The organism is Sphingobium sp. L-44 (assembly GCF_056859495.1).
Genome location: NZ_JBSXOQ010000062.1, coordinates 32,247 through 49,420 on the forward strand (window position 1 = coordinate 32,247; position 17,174 = coordinate 49,420).

A 17,174-nucleotide genomic window follows, 5' to 3' on the forward strand; every position below is an offset into this window, starting at 1 on the left:
CCCCCTTGGGCAATGAACTGGACTTCACCGGAAAGACGGTGCTGGTGGTCGGCGGATCGAGCGGCATCGGCAATGGCATGGCCCAGGCCTTTCTGAAGCGCGGCGCCCACGTCCATGTCTGGGGCACACGCGCCAGCGCCGCCGACTATGCCGGCGAGGAAGGGTCGGACCTCGACGGCATCGGCTATACCCAGGTCGATGTCAGCGATCCCGCCGCGATCGCCGCCGCACCCGCCCCTTTCGATGCGCTCGATATCCTCATCCATTCGCAGGGCGCCGTCCTCTATCGCCGCCAGGAGTTCGAGGTCGACGGCTGGAACAAGGTGATGGCGGTCAATCTCGACTCCATCCTCCACATCTCCAACCGCTTCAAGGATGCGCTGGCCGCCACGAAAGGCGCCGTCATCGTCGTCAGCTCGATCGGCGGGTTCAAGGCGACCTTCGGCAATCCTGCCTATGCCGCATCGAAGGCCGGCGCCGTCAATCTGGTCCGCGCACTCGCCATCGCCTGGGCGGGCGAGGGCATCCGCGTCAACGGCATCGCCCCCAGCCTGGTCGATACCAAGATGACCAAGGTGACGATGGACAATGACGAGCGGCGCGACCGCGCCCTGTCGCGCATCCCGCTCGGCCGCTTCGGCTCGGTGGACGAGATGGCCGGCGTCGCCCTGTTCCTCGCTTCCCCCCTCTCCACCTACATTTGCGGGCAGACGCTGATCGTGGACGGCGGCCTCACGCTGACCTGATCCCCTGCCCGCCTTCGCCCCATTTCCCAAAAGGACCGATCGCATGGATTTCGAATATTCCGACAAGGTGCAGGCGCTACGGGCGCAACTCACCGATTTCATGGACGCCCATGTCTATCCGATCGAGAAGGAACGGGATCATTTCCACCACGATCCCGCCCATCTGTGGCAGCGCTGGCCGGGCACCGAGGCGATCAAGGCGAAGGCAAAGGAAGCGGGCCTGTGGAACCTGTTCCTGCCGCATGAATATGGGGCATGGAGCCCCGGCCTCACCAACCTCGAATATGCGCCGCTGGCCGAACTGATGGGCCGGGTGATCGGATCGTCGGAATATTATAACTGCTCCGCCCCCGATACCGGCAATATGGAAGTACTCGCCCGCTACGGCACGCCCGAGCAGCAGGAGAAGTGGCTGAGGCCCCTGCTCGCCGGCGATATCCGCTCCTGCTATGTCATGACCGAGCCCGGCGTTGCCTCGTCCGACGCCACCAATGTCGAAACGACGATCGTTGCCGATGGCGACGACTATGTCATCAATGGCCGCAAATGGTGGATTTCGGGCGCGCTCGACCCGCTGACCAAAGTCTATATCCTGCTCGGCCGCAGCCCCAATGCGGACCGGCCGCGCCACCAGCAGCATTCGCAGATCCTGATCCCGGCCGACACGCCGGGGATAGAGATCGTCCGCCCGCTCGACGTGATGAACGCCGTCCATTCGCCAGGCGGCCATGCCGAAATGGTCTTCAAGGATGTGCGCGTGCCCAGGGAAAATCTGATCCTGGGCGAAGGACGCGGGTTCGAGATCGCCCAGGGCCGCCTGGGGCCGGGCCGCATCCACCATTGCATGCGCCTCATCGGCCAGGCCCAGCGCGCGCTCGAATATATGGCCCGCCGCGTCGACAGCCGCGTCGCCTTCGGCCGCAAGCTCGCCGATCAGGGCAGCATCCGCCAGGATATCGCCTTGTCCTTCTGCGAGATCGAGCAGGCCCGTCTGCTGACGCTCAAGGCCGCCGACGCGATGGACCGCCACGGCAACAAGGTCGCCAAGGATCTGATCGCCGCGATCAAGATCGTCGCCCCGCGCATGACCCAGACGGTCGCCGACCGGGCGATGCAGGTGTTCGGCGGCATCGGCATGGCCAGCGACTTCCCGCCTGCCGCCGCCTTCATGAATGCGCGCTACCTGCGCCTCGCCGACGGGCCGGACGAAGTCCACATGGCCCAGCTCGGCAAGCTCAAGATCGCCGAACTCAACGCACTGCCGCAACGCTGAGAGACGCAAGAGGGCGAAGGGAAGGATCATGCTGATGACCAGCCAGGAAACAGCCCCGGACGGCCGCGATACCCAGCAACTGGGCACCGCCTGGTGGATGGTGGCCGTGCTGTTCGGCCTCTATGTCCTGTCCTGGGTCGACCGGCTGATCGTGTCGATGCTGGTCACGCCGATCAAGGCGCATCTGCTGCTCAGCGATGTCCAGGTCAGCATGATCACCTCGACCTCCTTCGCCATCTTCTATGCCATTTTCGGCCTTCCGCTCGGCTGGGCGGCGGACCGTTATTCGCGCCGCTGGATCATATTCGGCGGGGTCGCGCTCTGGGCCGTCGCCACCACGGCCTGCGGCTTCGCGCAAAGCTATGAGGCGCTGCTGGTCGGCCGCATCTTCGTCGGCGTGGGGGAAGCGGCGCTGCTGCCCGCCGCCTATTCGCTGATCGCCGACGCCTTCCCGCCGCGCCTGCTGACCCGCGCCACCTCCACCTTCCAGATGGCGGGCAAGGTCGGCTCAGCGACAGCATTTGCCCTGGGCGGCGTCGCGATCGCCTTCGCCGCCGCGCATAGCGGCATCCATATCCCCTTCCACGGCCCGGCCCAGCCCTGGCAGCTGGTGATGATGATGGTCGGCGTGCCCGGCCTGCTCATCGCCCTGCTGGTCTTCACCTTCCCCGAACCCGGCCGCCGCGGCGCGACCAGGGCCGCACGCCCGGTCGCGGAAAAGGGCGCGATCGCCGCCTTCGTGCGCCAGAACTGGCGGCTGCTGGCGCTCATGCTGGTCGGCACCTCCTGCCTTGCCATGTGCGGCTATTCGATGACCAACTGGGTGCCCGCCTATATCGAACGGCATTTCGGCTGGAAGCCGGTGCAATATGGCGTGGCGTTGAGCCTGATGAACATCGTTTCGGCCGTGTCGCTGGTGATCAACGGCTGGATCGTCGACCGCCTGTTCACGCGCGGCATGACGGACGCCCATCTGCGCTTCTACAGCTGGCTGATCCTCGGCTTCCTGCCGGTGATCGCCTATATGTTCTTCGCCACCAACGTCTATGTCTTCCTGGTCTGCTACTGCGTGGCGCAGTTCATCACCGTGCCCTTCATGGTCTATGTCTCCTCGATCATGGGGCTGATCGCGCCGGCGACGATCCGCGCGCGGATGCTGGCCTTCTTCCTGTTCGTCTTCACCATATTGGGCCTGGGCGCCGGCCCGGCGATCGTCGCCGCGCTCACCCAATATGTCTTCCGGTCGGAAGCCGCGCTGGGCCAGTCGCTGGCGGTGGTCGTCACCGTCTGCTCGGTGGTCGCCCTCCTCTCCTTCCGCATGGCCCTGCGCTATCTCGCCCCCACCATCGCCGCGCGTACCGTCCACGCGCCGGCTGCCTGAAAGGACGCCTGATGTCACTCACCCTCCAGGCTGTCGCGCCCGACCGTCGCACCGACATGGCGCTGACCGACGAGCGCGTCTCGCTCGACTGGCTGCAACTGGATGACCTGCTCAACCGCGCTGCCAATGCCTTGAACAGCCTTGACCTGCGCGAACGCCGGGTGGCCGTCTTCGCGCCCAACAGCGCCGAAACCGTGATCGCCTATGTCGCCTGTCTGGAGGCCGGCATTTCCAGCGTCCCGGTCAGCTTCCACCTCACCCCGTCGGAGGCCGCCTATATCCTCAAGGACAGCGGCGCCGTCGCGCTGCTGGTCGGCCCGGAAACGATGGAGGCGGGCCTCGCCGCCGCGGCCGAGGCCGGCCTCGCCACCGTCATCGGCTGGCGCTGCCCCGATCGCGAAGGCCTGATCCATTGGGAAGCGTGGCTCGCCGCCGCCTCGACCGCCGAGCCTGACCCCAGCGTGCCACCGCTGCCTCATCTCCATTACACGTCCGGCACCACCGGCCGGCCCAAGGCGACCGAGACCCCGCCGCAATATTTCCCGCGCGTCGCCACGGTGCAGGCGCTGGCGGAAACCGTGCGCGCCCGCATCACCCCATCGCCCGGCATCGCCGTCGGCCCGCTCTACCATACTGGCCCGCTCGGCATGGCGCGCAACGTCTTCGGCGGCATGAGCCTCATCACGGTCGAGCATTTTGACGCGGAAAGGGCGCTGGCGCTGATCGAGAAATATCGCGTCGCCGGATCGGTCATGGTCCCCACCCATTTCCAGCGCATGCTCGCCTTGCCGGAAGAAGTGCGCGCGAAATATGACGTCTCCAGCATCCAGCGCCTCGCCCATACCGGTGCCGCCTGCCCGCGCGCCGTCAAGCAGGCGATGATCGACTGGTTCGGCCCGGTGCTGGTGGAGGCCTATGGCGGCACCGAAGCCGGCTCGACCACCTTCATCACTTCGCCCGAATGGCTCGAACGCCCCGGTTCGGTCGGCCGCGCCTTGGCCCCGTTCGAAACCGTCATCTATGGCGATGATGGCGCGGTGCTGGGCGCCAACGAGGTCGGCCAGGTCTATTTCCGCGACACCAGCGGCCATGGCATCGTCTATCGCGGCGACCCGGAAAAGACCGCCGCCGCCCATATCGCGCCCGGCATCTTCACCCTGGGCGAAATGGGCTATGTCGATGATGCGGGCTATCTCTTCATCACCGATCGCGTGTCGGACATGATCGTGTCGGGCGGCGTCAATATCTATCCGGCGGAATCCGAACATGTGCTGCTGCGCCATCCCAAGGTGGCCGACATCGCCGTGGTCGCCGCCCCCAATGCGGAAATGGGCGAGGAAGCCCGCGCGCTGGTGATCCCGCGCGATCCAGCCGATCCGCCGAGCGCCGACGAACTCAACGCCTTCTGCCGCGCCAGCCTTGCCGGCTATAAATGCCCGCGCGGCTACGAGATGGTGGACGATATCGGCCGCACCATCATGGGCAAGGTCAACAAGAAGGCGCTGCGCCAGCGCTTCTGGCCGTCCGACCGGACGATCGGGGGCTGATCTTCATGCGGCTTGCGTCCCTCACTCTGCCGCTTCTGGCCCTGCTCGCCGCCTGTGCGCCCTCTGGTCAGGCCCGGCGCGATGGCACCGACTGGCCCGGCTATGGCGGCATCGATGAAAATCATTACAGCCCGCTGAAGGACATTAACGACCATAATGTCGGCCGGCTCGGCCTCGCCTGGTATCAGGATATCGACGGCGGCGGCTCCAGCCTGACCGCACCGATCGCGGTCGACGGCATCCTCTATTATGCCTCGGGCTACAGCGTCGTCCACGCGGTCGACGCCGCCACCGGCCATGAACTCTGGACCTATGACCCGCAAAGCTGGAAGGTCGCCGACCAGAAGATGCGCGGCGCCTGGGGCAGTCGCGGCATCGCCTATGATAATGGCGCCGTCTATGTCGGCACGATCGACGGCCGGCTGATCGCCATCAATGCCCGCACCGGGCACAGGCTCTGGTCGACCCAGACCATCGGCCAGGATGACGAACGCTATATCAGCGGCGCGCCCTGGGTGTTCAACGGCAAGGTGCTGATCGGCCATGGCGGCGCCGATTTTGCGCCGATCCGCGGCTATGTCACCGCCTATGACCAGAAGACCGGCAAGCAGCTCTGGCGCTTCTACACCGTGCCCGGCGACCCGAAGCTCGGCTTCGAGAACAAGGCGATGGCGATGGCCGCCAAGACCTGGACCGGCGAGTGGTGGAAATATGGCGGCGGCGGCACCGCCTGGAACGCCATGGCCTATGACCCCAAATATAACCGCATCTATATCGGCGTCGGCAATGGCTCGCCCTGGAACCAGAAGATCCGCAGTCCGGGCGGCGGCGACAATCTCTTCCTCTGCTCGATCGTCGCGCTCGACGCCGACACCGGCGAATATGTCTGGCACTATCAGACCAATCCGGGCGAGACCTGGGACTTCAACTCGGCGATGGACATGGAACTCGCCCGGCTGAAGATCGACGGGCAGGAGCGCGACGTGCTGATGCACGCGCCCAAGAATGGCTTCTTCTACGTCATCGACCGCGCCACCGGGAAACTGATCTCCGCCCGCAACATCGTGCCGGTCAACTGGGCCAGCGGCATCGACGTGAAGAGCGGCCGGCCGATCGAAAACCCCGCCGCCCGCTATCCCGGCGGCAAGGCGGCGATCGTCTACCCCTCGCCCTTCGGCGCCCATAATATCGAGGCGATGTCCTTCAATCCGGGCAGCGGCCTCGTCTATATCCCGACGATGGATCAGGGCCGGGTCTATATCGACCCGGCCGAGCCGCTCGCGGGCTGGAAGCATCTCGATGGCCAGCGCATCAGCGTCGGCACCGGCGCGCCGCCGCCCGGCGTCACGCCCGATCGCCCCGCCACCAGCTTCCTGCTCGCCTGGAACCCGGTGACGCAGAGCGAGGCCTGGCGCATTCCCATGCCCGGCCTGCGCGGCGGCGGCGGCACCGCGACCACGGCCGGCAACCTGCTGTTCCAGGGCAATGCCGGCGGCAAGTTCGTCGCCTATGCCGCCACCAGCGGCAAGCCGCTCTGGTCGTTCGATGCCCAGACCGCGGTGATGGCCCAGCCGATCAGCTATCGCGCCCGCGGCAAACAATATGTGACGGTGATCGCCGGCTCCCGCTTCCCAACCGCCATCGGCCTGCCGCGCGAATGGAATTACCGCACCCAGCAATGGCGCGTCCTGACCTTCGCCCTCGATGGCAAGGCCGCGCTGCCGAAAGTCGATCCCGTCGACATGCCGGTGATCGACGATCCCGCCTTCGCCGTCGATCCGGCGAAGGCTGCCATCGGCGCCACCGTCTTTGGCCAGCGCTGCTCCATTTGCCATGGCGCCAATGCCGTGTCGGGCGGCGCCGCGCCGGACCTGCTCCAGTCGGGCGTCCCGCTCGACACCGCCAGCATGAAGGATGTGCTGCACAACGGCATATTGCGCGAACGGGGCATGCCGCGCTTCCAGGAACTGACCGACGAAGAGATCGTCGGGCTCCAGCATTATTTCCGCCAACGCGCCCGTCAGGTGCTGGCCGCGCAATCCGCCGGCCAGCCGGGCGCCCAAACGCACAGAGGCTTGAATGAAGGTCAATGACGTCGTCACCTATGCGGTGGAAGGGTCCATCGCGGTCATCACGGTCAACTCGCCGCCGGTGAACGCCCTCTCCAACGCCGTGCGCCAGGGCGTCGCCAGCGCGGTCGAGACCGCCATCGGCGATTCCGCCGTCGGCGCGATGGTGCTGATCTGCGAAGGCCGCACCTTCTTCGCCGGCGCGGACATCACCGAATTCGGCAAGCCGCCGGTCGAACCCACGCTGCGCAACCTGCAACTGGTGGTGGAGAATGCCACCAAGCCGGTGATCGCCGCCATCCATGGCACGGCGCTGGGCGGGGGCCTGGAACTCGCGCTCGTCGCTCATTATCGCATCGCCGTCCCCTCGGCCAAATGCGGCCTGCCCGAAGTCAATCTGGGCCTGCTGCCCGGTGCCGGCGGCACCCAGCGCCTGCCCCGCATCGTCGGCGTCGCAAAGGCGCTCGACCTCATGACCGCCGGCAGCCCGGTCTCGGCCAAGGCCGCGAAGGAAATGGGCCTGATCGACGAACTCGCCACCGAAGGCCAGTTGTGCGCCGACGCCATCGCCCTTGCCCAGCGCGTGCTCGACGAAGGCCGCCCGCTGCTCAAGGTCCGCGACCGCACCGAGAAACTGGACGAGGCGCGCGGCAAGCCCGAAATCTTCGCCGATTTCCGCAAGGCCAATGCCCGCAAATTCCGTGGTTTCAACGCCCCCGAAGCGATCATCCGCTGCGTCGAAGCGTCCCTCGAACTGCCCTTTGACGAGGGCATGACCTTCGAGCGCCAATTGTTCAACGAGCTTCAGGCCGACAGCCAGTCCGCCGCCCAGCGCCACGTCTTCTTCGCCGAGCGCCAGGCCGCCAAGGTCGACAGCCTGCCCGCTGACACCGCCATCCTGCCGATCGCCAAGGTTGGCGTCATCGGCGCCGGCACCATGGGCGGCGGCATCGCGATGAACTTCGCCAATGCCGGCATCCCCGTCACCCTGGTCGAAACCAACGAGGATGCGCTGTTCCGCGGCCTGCGCATCATCCGCGGCAATTATGAGACGACCGCCAAGAAGGGCAAGATGAAGCCCGAGGATGTCGACACGCGCATGGGCCTGCTCACCGGGTCGATCGCGATGGAGGATCTGGCCGATTGCGACCTGATCATCGAAGCGGTGTTCGAGCAGATCGACGTCAAGCGCGAGGTGTTCGGCAAGCTCGACCGGATCGCCAAGCCGGGCGCCATCCTCGCCACCAACACCTCCTATCTCGACATTGACGATATCGCCGCCGCCACCAGCCGGCCCGACAGCGTCGTCGGCCTCCATTTCTTCTCGCCCGCCAATGTCATGAAGCTGCTGGAGGTGGTCCGCACCAAAGACACGAAGCCGGAAATCATCGCCACCGCCATGAAGCTCGCCAAGACGATCGGCAAGATCGGCGTGCTGGTCGGCAATGGCTATGGTTTCGTCGGCAACCGCATCCTCGCCGCCCGCAATATACAAGCGGACCAGCTTATCCTTGAAGGGGCCACGCCCTGGGCGGTCGACAAGGTGCTCTATGACTTCGGCTTTGCCATGGGCCATTTCCAGATGCGCGACCTGGTCGGGCTCGATGTCGGCTGGAATCCCAAGACGACCAGCTCCGCCAATGTCCGCGAAATCCTCAACGAAATGGGCCGCCATGGGCAAAAGACGAAGGGCGGCTTCTACGATTATGACGAGAACCGCAAACAGACCCCCTCGCCGGTCGCGATGCAGGTGATCGAGGATTTCGCCGCGAAGCAGGGCATCGTCCGCCGCGATGTCAGCGACGCGGAAATCCAGGACCGCATCCTCTTCGCCATGGTGAATGAAGGCGCCCGCATCCTCGACGAAGGCATCGCCTCGCGCGCGTCCGACATCGATATCGTCTGGATCACCGGCTATGGCTGGCCGAAATATCGCGGCGGCCCGATGTTCTGGGCCGATCTCCAGGGGCTTCCCACCGTCCTCGACCGACTCCGGGCACTGGAGGCCGCGCATGGCGCCGCCTTCACCCCGTCGCCGCTGATCGAGCGACTTGTGGCACAGGGCAAGGGGTTCAAGGACGCATGATGAAGGGCAATAAAATCGCCATCACCGGCATTGGCGAAACCGCGTTCCTGCGCAAGGGCGAGGAAACGGTGATGCAGATGATGACCCGCGCCAGCCTGGCCGCGATCGCCGATGCGAGCCTTACCCCCGCCGATATCGACGGCCATGTCAGCAACAAATATGTCGGCCACCCCTCGGAGGAGGTCGCCCATGCGATCGGCGCCGCCACCCGGCGCTTCACTGCCGTTGCCGACACGGCGGGCGGCACCGCCACCACCGGTGACGCGCTGCGGCTGGCGCAACTGGCGATCGAGGCCGGGCTCGCCCGCCATGTCCTCGTCCCCTATGCAATCCGCTCGACCAAGCCGGGCGGCGTCTACGGCTTCCACGCGCGCGAGCCGCAGAAGGCCGGGCTGGAAATGCCCGCCGGCTTCTTCGGCCAGCCCACCTATTTCGCCACCATGGCCAATCGCTACGCCCATGAATTCGGCATGAGCGAGGCGGAACTGGCCTCCGTCTCGATGACCTACCGTGCCTGGGCGGCGCTGACGCCGAGCGCGCAGAAGCGCGATCCGATGGACCTCGACGCCTATCGCCAGACGCCGATGATCTCGACCCCGCTGCGGGTCGCCGACTGCTGCCTCACCACCGATGGCGGCGGCGCCTATGTGGTGAGCGCGGTGGAGGCCGCCCGCGACCTGCCCCATCCGGTCATATCGGTGCAGGGCGTCGGCATCGGCTACAACAACTATCCCCATGGCGTGCTGTTCACCCAGAAACCCTGCACCTTCGACTATCCCGGCTGGGACTCGGCGACGCAGGCCTATGCCATGGCCGGCGTCGATCCCAAGGATCTGAACCTGGCTCAGGTCTATGACGGCTTCTCCATTTCGGCGATCGTCCAGACCGAGATGCTGGGCCTGTGCGATCGCGGCGAAGGCGCGCGCTTCTACGCCGCCGGCCATGCAAAACCGGGCGGCCGGATGCCGGTCAACACCAGCGGCGGCCATATGTCGGGCGGCTATGTCCCCGGCATCAACCTGCTGATCGAGGCGGTGCGCCAGCTGCGCGGGCAGGAAGGCGATCGCCAGGTGCCCGACGCCCGCCTCTGCGCGGTCGCGGGCCTGGGCGGCAATAATCATTCCACCACCATCCTTGCGAGGGACTGACCATGGGTATTCCCATCTATCCCGTCCATCTGGAAGACCCGCTGTTCCAGGGCTTCTACGACGGCCTCGACGCCGGCGAACTGCGCATCACCGCCGACGCCGAAACCGGCGAATGGGTCTGGTATCCGCCCGAGGTCGTCCCCGGAAAGCCCGATGCCGTGCTGGAATGGCGCCCGGTCTCGCCGGAGGGCAAGGCCTATAGCTTCACCACCGTGATCCGCAGCCTGCTGCCCGGCGACCACAAGGCCGAAGTCCCCTACACCGTCATCCTGTTCGAACCCGACGATGCGCCGGGCGTGCGGATCGCGGGCATATTGGTCGATGACGACGGCGTCGATCCGGCCTGCGACATGCGCCTGCGCTTCCGCCCGGTCGAGGCGGGCGATCATCGCGTCGCCGGCTTTGCGCCGGTTCGCTGACATGCGGGTGGACCGGCGCACGGCCATGCTTGGCGGCGCGGCGCTCGCGCTCGCCGGCTGCACCCGCGCCGGCACGCCGCGCGCATCTACGGCCCCGGCGCCCCTGACCCCGGCCGATTTCAGCCTGGTCATCGACGGCCTCGACCATGCCGAGGGTGTCGCCAGCGCCCCCGACGGCCGCCTGTTCCTGTCCAACAGCGGCGGCGCAATCGGTGTCCTGACGCCCGGCCAGTCGCTGCGGCAGGTCGGCGCCCCGCTCGCCGCCAATGGCGTCGCCGTCGATGCGCAGGGCCGCGTGATCGTCGCGAATATGGGCCTGCTCAAGCAGCAGCCCGGCCCGCTCCAGCGCATCAGCCTCGAAACCGGCGCGGTCGAAACGCTCGTCTCGGAACTGGAGGGACGCCAACTTGTCGCCTCTAACGGTCCCGCCACCGCGCGTGATGGCAGCATCTATTGCACCCACAGCAGTTGGGGACCGGTCGCCAATATCGGAACCACCACGCCGGCCGGCTTCATCTACATGGTCCGGCCGGACGGCAGCGCCGCGATCGTCGCGCGCGACCTGCGCGGGGTCAACGGCCTCTGCCTCGACCGCGATGAGCGCCATCTCTATGCCTCGCTGACCGCCGAAGGGCGCATCCGCCGCTGGCGCCGCAACGCCGACGGCACCCTTGCCGACCCGCAGGATTTCGGCCCGCAACTCGGCACCGTCGTCCCCGACCAGACGGTCAAGGCTATCCTGGCGCTGCCGCCGCAGGAAAAAGCGGCGCTGGGCTATTGCGACGGCATCGCCTTCGACATGGCCGACAATCTCTGGATCACCCTGCCCTTTTCCAACCGGCTGGTCGCGCTGACGCCGCAGGGCCGCAAAGTCGACATTCTCCACGATCCCGCCGGCGAAAAGATCGCGATGCCGACCAATCTCTGCTGGGGCGGGCCGGACCGCCGCACCCTCTATGTCGTCTCGCGCGGCAAGGGCATGATCGTCCAGGCCCGCACCGCCATCGCCGGCGCCCCACTCGCCAACTGGCCAGCCGGCTGACGCACCACTTTCCTACATGGCGCTTTTCTGCTCCATACTCCGCGATGGAATTGCCGATCTGCTTCAATGCCAGGCGTGACCCAAGGGGCGCGTTCGTGTCGCGTCACAGACGCGCGGGCGTGCCCCCAATGTCGCGTGGCTGTCGCATAGGCGTGACTTTGGCAGCGCGTTTGCGCGTCAAACCGCCCATATTTTCGATGATCAACGGTGTGAACTTCGCGGCAATGACCTGAGCATGACCCTGTAATGACCCGATCAGGCCATCTCGATCACCACCTTGCCCTGCGCCTTGCGATCCATGATCCAGCGGATCGCCGCCCGGCTCTCGTCAAAGCCGAAGCGCGCGCCGATCGCCGGCCGCAGCCCGCCCTGTTCGTACCAGTCATAAAGCTGCGCCATATTGGCCGCATGGATGTCCGGCTCGCGCCGGCTGTGCATCCCCCATGTCACGCCGACGATCGACGCCGTCTTCACCAGTGGCAGGTTCAACGGGATCGCCGGTATGGTCCCGGCGGCAAAGCCGACCACCAGATAGCGCCCGTCCCAGCCCATGGTGCGGAAGGCCGGCTCGGCCAGATCGCCACCGACCGGATCGAAGATCACATCGACGCCGCGCTCTCCAGCCAGCGCCTTCACCGCCTGCTTGATGTCGACCTCAGCATAATTCACCGTCTCGTCCGCACCGTGCGCCCGCGCCAGTTCCAGCTTTTCCGCGCTGGACGCCGCCGCGATCACCCGCGCACCCATGCGCATGCCGATCTCCACCGCCGCCAGCCCGACGCCGCCCGCGGCGCCCAGCACCAGCAGCGTCTCGCCGGCCTGCAACCGCCCGCGTTGGCGCAGCCCGTGCAGCGCCGTCGCATAGACCATGGTGAAACCGGCCGCGACGTCGAAGCCCATCGCATCGGGAATGATGCTGGTGCGGAAAGCCGGCGCCACCGCCTGCTCGGCAAAGGCGCCCTGGAACGGGATCGCCGCCACCCGGTCGCCGACCCGAAAACCGCTGACGCCCTCGCCGATCGCTTCCACCACCCCAGCCGCTTCGCCGCCGGGGATGAAGGGCAAGGGCGGCTTGGTCTGGTAGAGATTCTGGATCATCAGCGCGTCGGGGAAATTGACGCTCGCCGCCCGCACCGCCAGCCTGATCTCGCCCGGCCCCGGCTGGGGCACGGGCACGTCACGAAACGCCAGTTGCTCGGGCGCGCCATGCGCCTCGCACATCAGCGCCCGCACGGATCAGCTACCCAGAAACTGCTGGCGCATCTTGTAATAATCGTCGCTCGGATATTTCTCGCTATGCTGTCCCGCCGGCCAGTCGGCATAGGGCGTCTGCGCCGGTTCGGGCGGCGACGTATAGTCGGACAGGCCCCGGCGACGGATGATCTTCCACACCCCGTTTCGCCGTTCCAGATCGTCGAGATAGCGGCCCTGGAAGAAGACATCCTCCTCGCCCCCGCCTTCCTTGCGGTCGCGCCGATGCTGCGCGAAATAATAGCATTCGGAAAAGGCCTTGTCCCCCTTCACCTCGACCGAGACATTGGTGATGTGGTGGCAGGCATATTTCAGCGTCGACACGATCTTGAAGGCGAAGCCGACGAAATCGGACGACTTGCCTTCGAACTTGCCATGTTTGTGCGTCGATTCCGGCCAGAAGAGCGATCGCAGCAGCGCCTCATCCGCCCGGTCATTGGCCCGCGCATAGGCATAGAGGAGTTCGGTGATCGCCTGCTTGGACTCGATGATTTCCAGCCGCTGGGCCATGTCCATGCCGCTCGCCTTTCCCTTTGGCGCGGCGGCCGATGCCTCGGCGGCGGCGGCCATGCCGATCGGCAGCGCCAGCATGGCGGCCAGCGTGCCGCGACGATTGCGTTCTTCCATGCTCATTCTCCCGGATTTTCCAGCAGGCCCGGCTCGGCGCGCAGGCGCGGCAGCACTTCCTTCTCGAACAGGCGCAGGCTGCGCCACGACACTTCGGGGTCCAGCCCACCCAGCAGCGCGTGGAAGGTGACGGCGGTGCCCCGGCCCAGCCCTTTCAGATATTCGAAACATTCGTCGGGCGTCAGCACCTTGATGTTCGGCATCGCCTTCAGCCCCTCGATCGTTTCGGCAGGCTGGTAGCGTGTCTGGCCGGTGCCGCGTTCCTTGGCCCATTCGGCATAGGCGTTGGTCGCATAGGCGACATGCGGCGCCACCAGCGGCCAGTCGCGGTCCGGATCGTCGGAGACATAGAGGAAGCTCGCCGCCGGCTGGCGCAGCTCCTCGGGCGGCGGGAAGCCGGCCTTTTCCCGCTCCTCCTTGTAGAGGGTGAACAGGTCGGGATGGCCGGGGAAATATTGATAGCCGCCCTTGGCTGCGCGGATCGCCGACTTGTCGGTCGACCCGCCCATGTAGATTTTGGGGCCACCCGGCGTCGCCGGCGCCGGCGTCACCCGCACGGTACGCTCGCGGAACTCGAACGGCTCGCCGGTCCAGGCCTGCTTCAGCGTGGCCATCGCCTCGTTCATGATCGCCAGCCGCTTGCTGATGTCCTTGCCGAACATCTCGAACTCATGCGGGCGATAGCCCATGCCGGCGGTCAGCCACACCCGGCCGGGCGCGATATTGTCCAGCACCGCCAGATCCTCGGCCAGCCGCAGCGGGTCATGCATGGTGACGACCAGTGCCGATAGATGCGCGACGATATTCTCCGTCGCCCCCAGGATCGACGCCGCCTGCACCATGGAGGACGGGCAATAGCCGCCCTCCGCGCCATGATGCTCGGCCAGGAACACCTGGGTGAAGCCCAGCTTGTCGGCCCATTGCGCCTGCTCGATCGCAGTGCGGTAGAGCACGGGATGCGGCGCGCCGAAATCCGGCCGGTTCATGTCGTAACGAAGGTTCAACTGCACCCTCTGGGTTCCTCTTCCCGATTATTGGCTGTTGGTTCAGGCGGCCGAGACGCGCGACTGGATACGGCCGGTCACGTCCGCCGCCTGCATCGCCTTGCCGCTGTCGATCAGCGCGTCGATCGCGTCCGGCGCATAGCCGATCTCGGCCAATATCTGCCGCGTATGCTCGCCCAGCCGCGGCGCGGACTTGCGCGCATATCCCGGCGTATCGCTCAGATGGATGAAGCTGCCGAACTGGCGCACATGGCCATACATGGAATCGAAATTCTCGATCACCCGGTTGCTGGTCACCGCCCAGTCCTGCCACAGCGCCTCGCGCACCCAGCTCTTCGCCGCGGGTATCTCGCACGGCACACCCGCCGCATCGAGCAGGGCGAAGGCCTCCGCGCTCGTCTTGTCGGCAAACCAGGGCTCCAGCGCCGCCAGCAGCGCCGCGTCATGCAGCGACCGTTCCTTTGGCGAGGCAAAGCGCGGATCGTCGACCAGCCCGGCCTGACCGACCGCGTGCGCCAGCGCCGCGAAGCGCCCGTCCTGCCGGCAGGCTATGCAGATCCAGCCGTCGCTGGTGCGGTAAAGCCGGTCGAGCGCATTATAGCCCGCCTGATCCTTGTCGAGGCGGAAGCCGTAGACGACCTGCTTGTCGGCATCCAGGAAATGCTCGGACGTGGTCCACAGGCTCGAATGGAGCTGGGGTATCTCCATATAGTCGCCGACGCCGCTGATCGCGCGCCGCTCCAGCCCCATCAATATGCCCGCCGCGCCCAGAAAACCGTTATTATAATCCTCATTGCCGAACACCGACCGGGTCGGCGGATTGCCCGCGCCGCCGCCTTCATAAAGCAGGCCGGTCCAGCCCGACACCAAAGGCGCGAAGCTCTTGAGCAGCGACTTTGGCCCCTTGGAGCCATAGCCGGGCAGATAGACATAGAGCAGGCGCGGATTGATCTTCGACAGCGCCTCATAGCCGATGCCCAGCTTGTCGGCCTTGCCGGGGCGCAGATTATGGGTGACGACATCGGCCTGCGCCACCAGCTTCAGCGCCGCTTCCAGCGCCTCGGGCTGTTTCAGGTTCAGCACGATGTCGCGCTTGCCGCGCTGTGCCGCATCGAAACAGTCGGGCAACGGCCGCATCTGGTCGCCATCGGGCGTCTCCACCTTGATGACGTCGGCGCCCAGGTCCGACAGCAGCCGCCCGCCAAAGCCCACCGCGAAGAAAGAGGAGAAGTCCACCACCTTGATGCCTTCGAGCGGCCGGTCGAGCGGCTTGCCCGCCGCCGCCAGTTCGCCCCGCTTGCGCGCGATCAGATCGGCCAGTGCATCATTGTCGGCGCCGATCGCCGGTGCCGGGCGCGGCGCGGCACAGGGCGTGCGATCGAACCGCACGGCAGGCGCCGCCTGATAGATGGTGCCGAATTCCGCGTCCGGCAGCGCGATCCGCTGGCCGACAAATTCCACCTGCTCGTCCAGCAGCACTTCGGCCGGCTCCAGCACCGGCAGCGCCGCCACATCGGCCGCCTGGAACAGCGCGATCCATTCGGCGCGCGGCCGCGCCTTGAACGCATCGAAAATCTCGACGCGGGCGATATGATATTCGTCGTCGCTCAATGGCACCGACATTTCCGCCGCGCCCTTGACCACCGACACCCGGTCGCCAAAGCCCAGCTGGTCCATCGCCGCCTTGAAGCCGCCCTGGCCGCCGGTATGGATCTGCAGGAACAGGCCGTCGCCGCATTCGAACATGCCGGTCACCAGCCGGGTCCGGCCAAACCGGTCGACCGCGCCGGAATCCCCTGCCTTGATGTAGGAAATCCCCTCTTCCTGCCACCAGTTGTTCATCGGCGACTGGGCCAGCATCGCGTCGAGCAGCGAGGATTCCACCTTCTGCCCCTTGCCGCTCGACCGCCGCGCCCGGATCGCCGTCAGCGCGCCGATCACGCCCAGAAACGCCTGACCATAATGAAGCGCGGGATGGCCGAGATAGACCGGCCCCTCGCGGAACGGACTGGACTTGTCGATCATCGTGCCCAGCAGCGCCGCCGCCAGCCCCTCGCCGCGCGGCCGGTCGGCAAAGGGCGTGTCCGCGCCATAGGCGGTCAGCGCCGACACGATCAGCTCCGGATAGTCGCGCGCCAGGCTCTCACCGTCCAGGCCAAGCGCCTTCGCCTCCCCTTCTTCCATCGCATGGATGAAAATGTCCGCCCCGCTCAGCAGCCCGCGCAGCGCCGCCCGATCATCCGCATCGGCGATGTTCAATTCGACGCTGCGCTTGGACCGGTCCCAGCTCTTGCGGGTCAGTTCATGGGCGAAATAGGCGCCGCCCCTGGGCTCGACCTTCAGCACGTCGGCGCCATGGTCGGCGAGCAACATGCCCGCGATCGCGACCGGCATTTCGGTCGACAGCTCGATAACGACAAGATGGTCCAGAGGGCCGGGCATCACGCACTCCTGTTTGGCGGTCTGCGCCGCCTCTTGTTCGGATCTGGCCGGTAGTGCGCGGAATCGCGCCTCCGACCTTTCCCTTGAAACAGACACGCTTTTTCCCGGCAGCGCAAGTAATATTGCACTATAGGTTCAA

At 66.4% G+C, this 17,174-nt stretch carries 13 protein-coding genes; 9 read left to right on the forward strand and 4 right to left on the reverse strand.

The features are described from left to right. The first annotated feature begins 5 nt into the window (after nucleotides 1-5). The 9 genes from AC13EK_RS06560 to AC13EK_RS06600 are packed head-to-tail and all read left to right on the forward strand — an operon-like array spanning nucleotide 6 to nucleotide 11,711. A complete protein-coding gene (locus tag AC13EK_RS06560; RefSeq protein ID WP_069338662.1) occupies nucleotides 6-746 on the forward strand; it encodes an SDR family NAD(P)-dependent oxidoreductase in 741 nt (246 codons plus the stop codon). A gap of 43 nt (nucleotides 747-789) precedes the next feature. Beyond that, nucleotides 790-2,019, forward strand: coding sequence for an acyl-CoA dehydrogenase family protein (locus AC13EK_RS06565; RefSeq protein ID WP_069338661.1), 1,230 nt, complete (start codon nucleotides 790-792; stop codon nucleotides 2,017-2,019). A 34-nt stretch (nucleotides 2,020-2,053) separates the two neighbouring features. Next, nucleotides 2,054-3,400 (forward strand): MFS transporter, encoded by a 1,347-nt coding sequence (locus tag AC13EK_RS06570; RefSeq protein ID WP_069338671.1) that lies wholly within the window; start codon nucleotides 2,054-2,056, stop codon nucleotides 3,398-3,400. 11 nt (nucleotides 3,401-3,411) lie between these two features. Then, nucleotides 3,412-4,947, forward strand: coding sequence for an AMP-binding protein (locus AC13EK_RS06575; RefSeq protein WP_069338660.1), 1,536 nt, complete (start codon nucleotides 3,412-3,414; stop codon nucleotides 4,945-4,947). 5 nt (nucleotides 4,948-4,952) lie between these two features. Then, nucleotides 4,953-7,040 carry a PQQ-dependent dehydrogenase, methanol/ethanol family gene (locus tag AC13EK_RS06580; RefSeq protein WP_069338659.1) on the forward strand — a complete coding sequence of 696 codons (2,088 nt, stop codon included), beginning with the start codon at nucleotides 4,953-4,955 and terminating at the stop codon, nucleotides 7,038-7,040. After that, entirely contained in the window at nucleotides 7,027-9,102 is a 2,076-nt protein-coding gene (locus AC13EK_RS06585) for a 3-hydroxyacyl-CoA dehydrogenase NAD-binding domain-containing protein (protein ID WP_069338658.1), read from the forward strand. The genes AC13EK_RS06580 and AC13EK_RS06585 overlap by 14 nt, the downstream gene beginning before the upstream one ends. Beyond that, complete coding sequence (locus AC13EK_RS06590; protein WP_277788245.1) at nucleotides 9,099-10,250, forward strand: thiolase family protein; 1,152 nt, start codon at nucleotides 9,099-9,101, stop codon at nucleotides 10,248-10,250. The genes AC13EK_RS06585 and AC13EK_RS06590 overlap by 4 nt, the downstream gene beginning before the upstream one ends. A gap of 2 nt (nucleotides 10,251-10,252) precedes the next feature. Further along, nucleotides 10,253-10,669 (forward strand): Zn-ribbon domain-containing OB-fold protein, encoded by a 417-nt coding sequence (locus tag AC13EK_RS06595; RefSeq protein WP_069338652.1) that lies wholly within the window; start codon nucleotides 10,253-10,255, stop codon nucleotides 10,667-10,669. Nucleotide 10,670: 1 nt separating this feature from the next. After that, on the forward strand, nucleotides 10,671-11,711 hold the full coding sequence (locus AC13EK_RS06600) for an SMP-30/gluconolactonase/LRE family protein (RefSeq protein WP_419183526.1): 1,041 nt from the start codon (nucleotides 10,671-10,673) through the stop codon (nucleotides 11,709-11,711). 255 nt (nucleotides 11,712-11,966) lie between these two features. On the opposite strand, the gene AC13EK_RS06605 is transcribed toward AC13EK_RS06600, so the two are convergent. The 4 genes from AC13EK_RS06605 to AC13EK_RS06620 are packed head-to-tail and all read right to left on the reverse strand — an operon-like array spanning nucleotide 11,967 to nucleotide 17,035. Further along, nucleotides 11,967-12,944 (reverse strand): NADPH:quinone oxidoreductase family protein, encoded by a 978-nt coding sequence (locus AC13EK_RS06605; RefSeq protein WP_069338651.1) that lies wholly within the window; start codon nucleotides 12,942-12,944, stop codon nucleotides 11,967-11,969. 3 nt (nucleotides 12,945-12,947) lie between these two features. Further along, nucleotides 12,948-13,589 (reverse strand): nuclear transport factor 2 family protein, encoded by a 642-nt coding sequence (locus AC13EK_RS06610; RefSeq protein WP_069338650.1) that lies wholly within the window; start codon nucleotides 13,587-13,589, stop codon nucleotides 12,948-12,950. Between the two features lie 2 nt (nucleotides 13,590-13,591). Further along, nucleotides 13,592-14,599 carry an LLM class flavin-dependent oxidoreductase gene (locus tag AC13EK_RS06615; protein ID WP_069338649.1) on the reverse strand — a complete coding sequence of 336 codons (1,008 nt, stop codon included), beginning with the start codon at nucleotides 14,597-14,599 and terminating at the stop codon, nucleotides 13,592-13,594. Between the two features lie 36 nt (nucleotides 14,600-14,635). Then, nucleotides 14,636-17,035 carry a CaiB/BaiF CoA-transferase family protein gene (locus tag AC13EK_RS06620; RefSeq protein WP_069338648.1) on the reverse strand — a complete coding sequence of 800 codons (2,400 nt, stop codon included), beginning with the start codon at nucleotides 17,033-17,035 and terminating at the stop codon, nucleotides 14,636-14,638. Nucleotides 17,036-17,174: the final 139 nt, after the last annotated feature.

What these genes read in the sequence shown, in the direction of transcription:
- AC13EK_RS06565 (WP_069338661.1), top strand. Translation starts at nt 790, where the DNA reads ATGGATTTCGAATATTCCGACAAGGTGCAGGCGCTACGGGCGCAACTC.
- AC13EK_RS06580 (WP_069338659.1), top strand. Translation starts at nt 4,953, where the DNA reads ATGCGGCTTGCGTCCCTCACTCTGCCGCTTCTGGCCCTGCTCGCCGCC.
- AC13EK_RS06575 (WP_069338660.1), top strand. Translation starts at nt 3,412, where the DNA reads ATGTCACTCACCCTCCAGGCTGTCGCGCCCGACCGTCGCACCGACATG.
- AC13EK_RS06620 (WP_069338648.1), bottom strand. Translation starts at nt 17,035, where the DNA reads ATGCCCGGCCCTCTGGACCATCTTGTCGTTATCGAGCTGTCGACCGAA.
- AC13EK_RS06610 (WP_069338650.1), bottom strand. Translation starts at nt 13,589, where the DNA reads ATGGAAGAACGCAATCGTCGCGGCACGCTGGCCGCCATGCTGGCGCTG.
- AC13EK_RS06600 (WP_419183526.1), top strand. Translation starts at nt 10,671, where the DNA reads ATGCGGGTGGACCGGCGCACGGCCATGCTTGGCGGCGCGGCGCTCGCG.
- AC13EK_RS06585 (WP_069338658.1), top strand. Translation starts at nt 7,027, where the DNA reads ATGAAGGTCAATGACGTCGTCACCTATGCGGTGGAAGGGTCCATCGCG.
- AC13EK_RS06570 (WP_069338671.1), top strand. Translation starts at nt 2,054, where the DNA reads ATGACCAGCCAGGAAACAGCCCCGGACGGCCGCGATACCCAGCAACTG.
- AC13EK_RS06595 (WP_069338652.1), top strand. Translation starts at nt 10,253, where the DNA reads ATGGGTATTCCCATCTATCCCGTCCATCTGGAAGACCCGCTGTTCCAG.
- AC13EK_RS06590 (WP_277788245.1), top strand. Translation starts at nt 9,099, where the DNA reads ATGATGAAGGGCAATAAAATCGCCATCACCGGCATTGGCGAAACCGCG.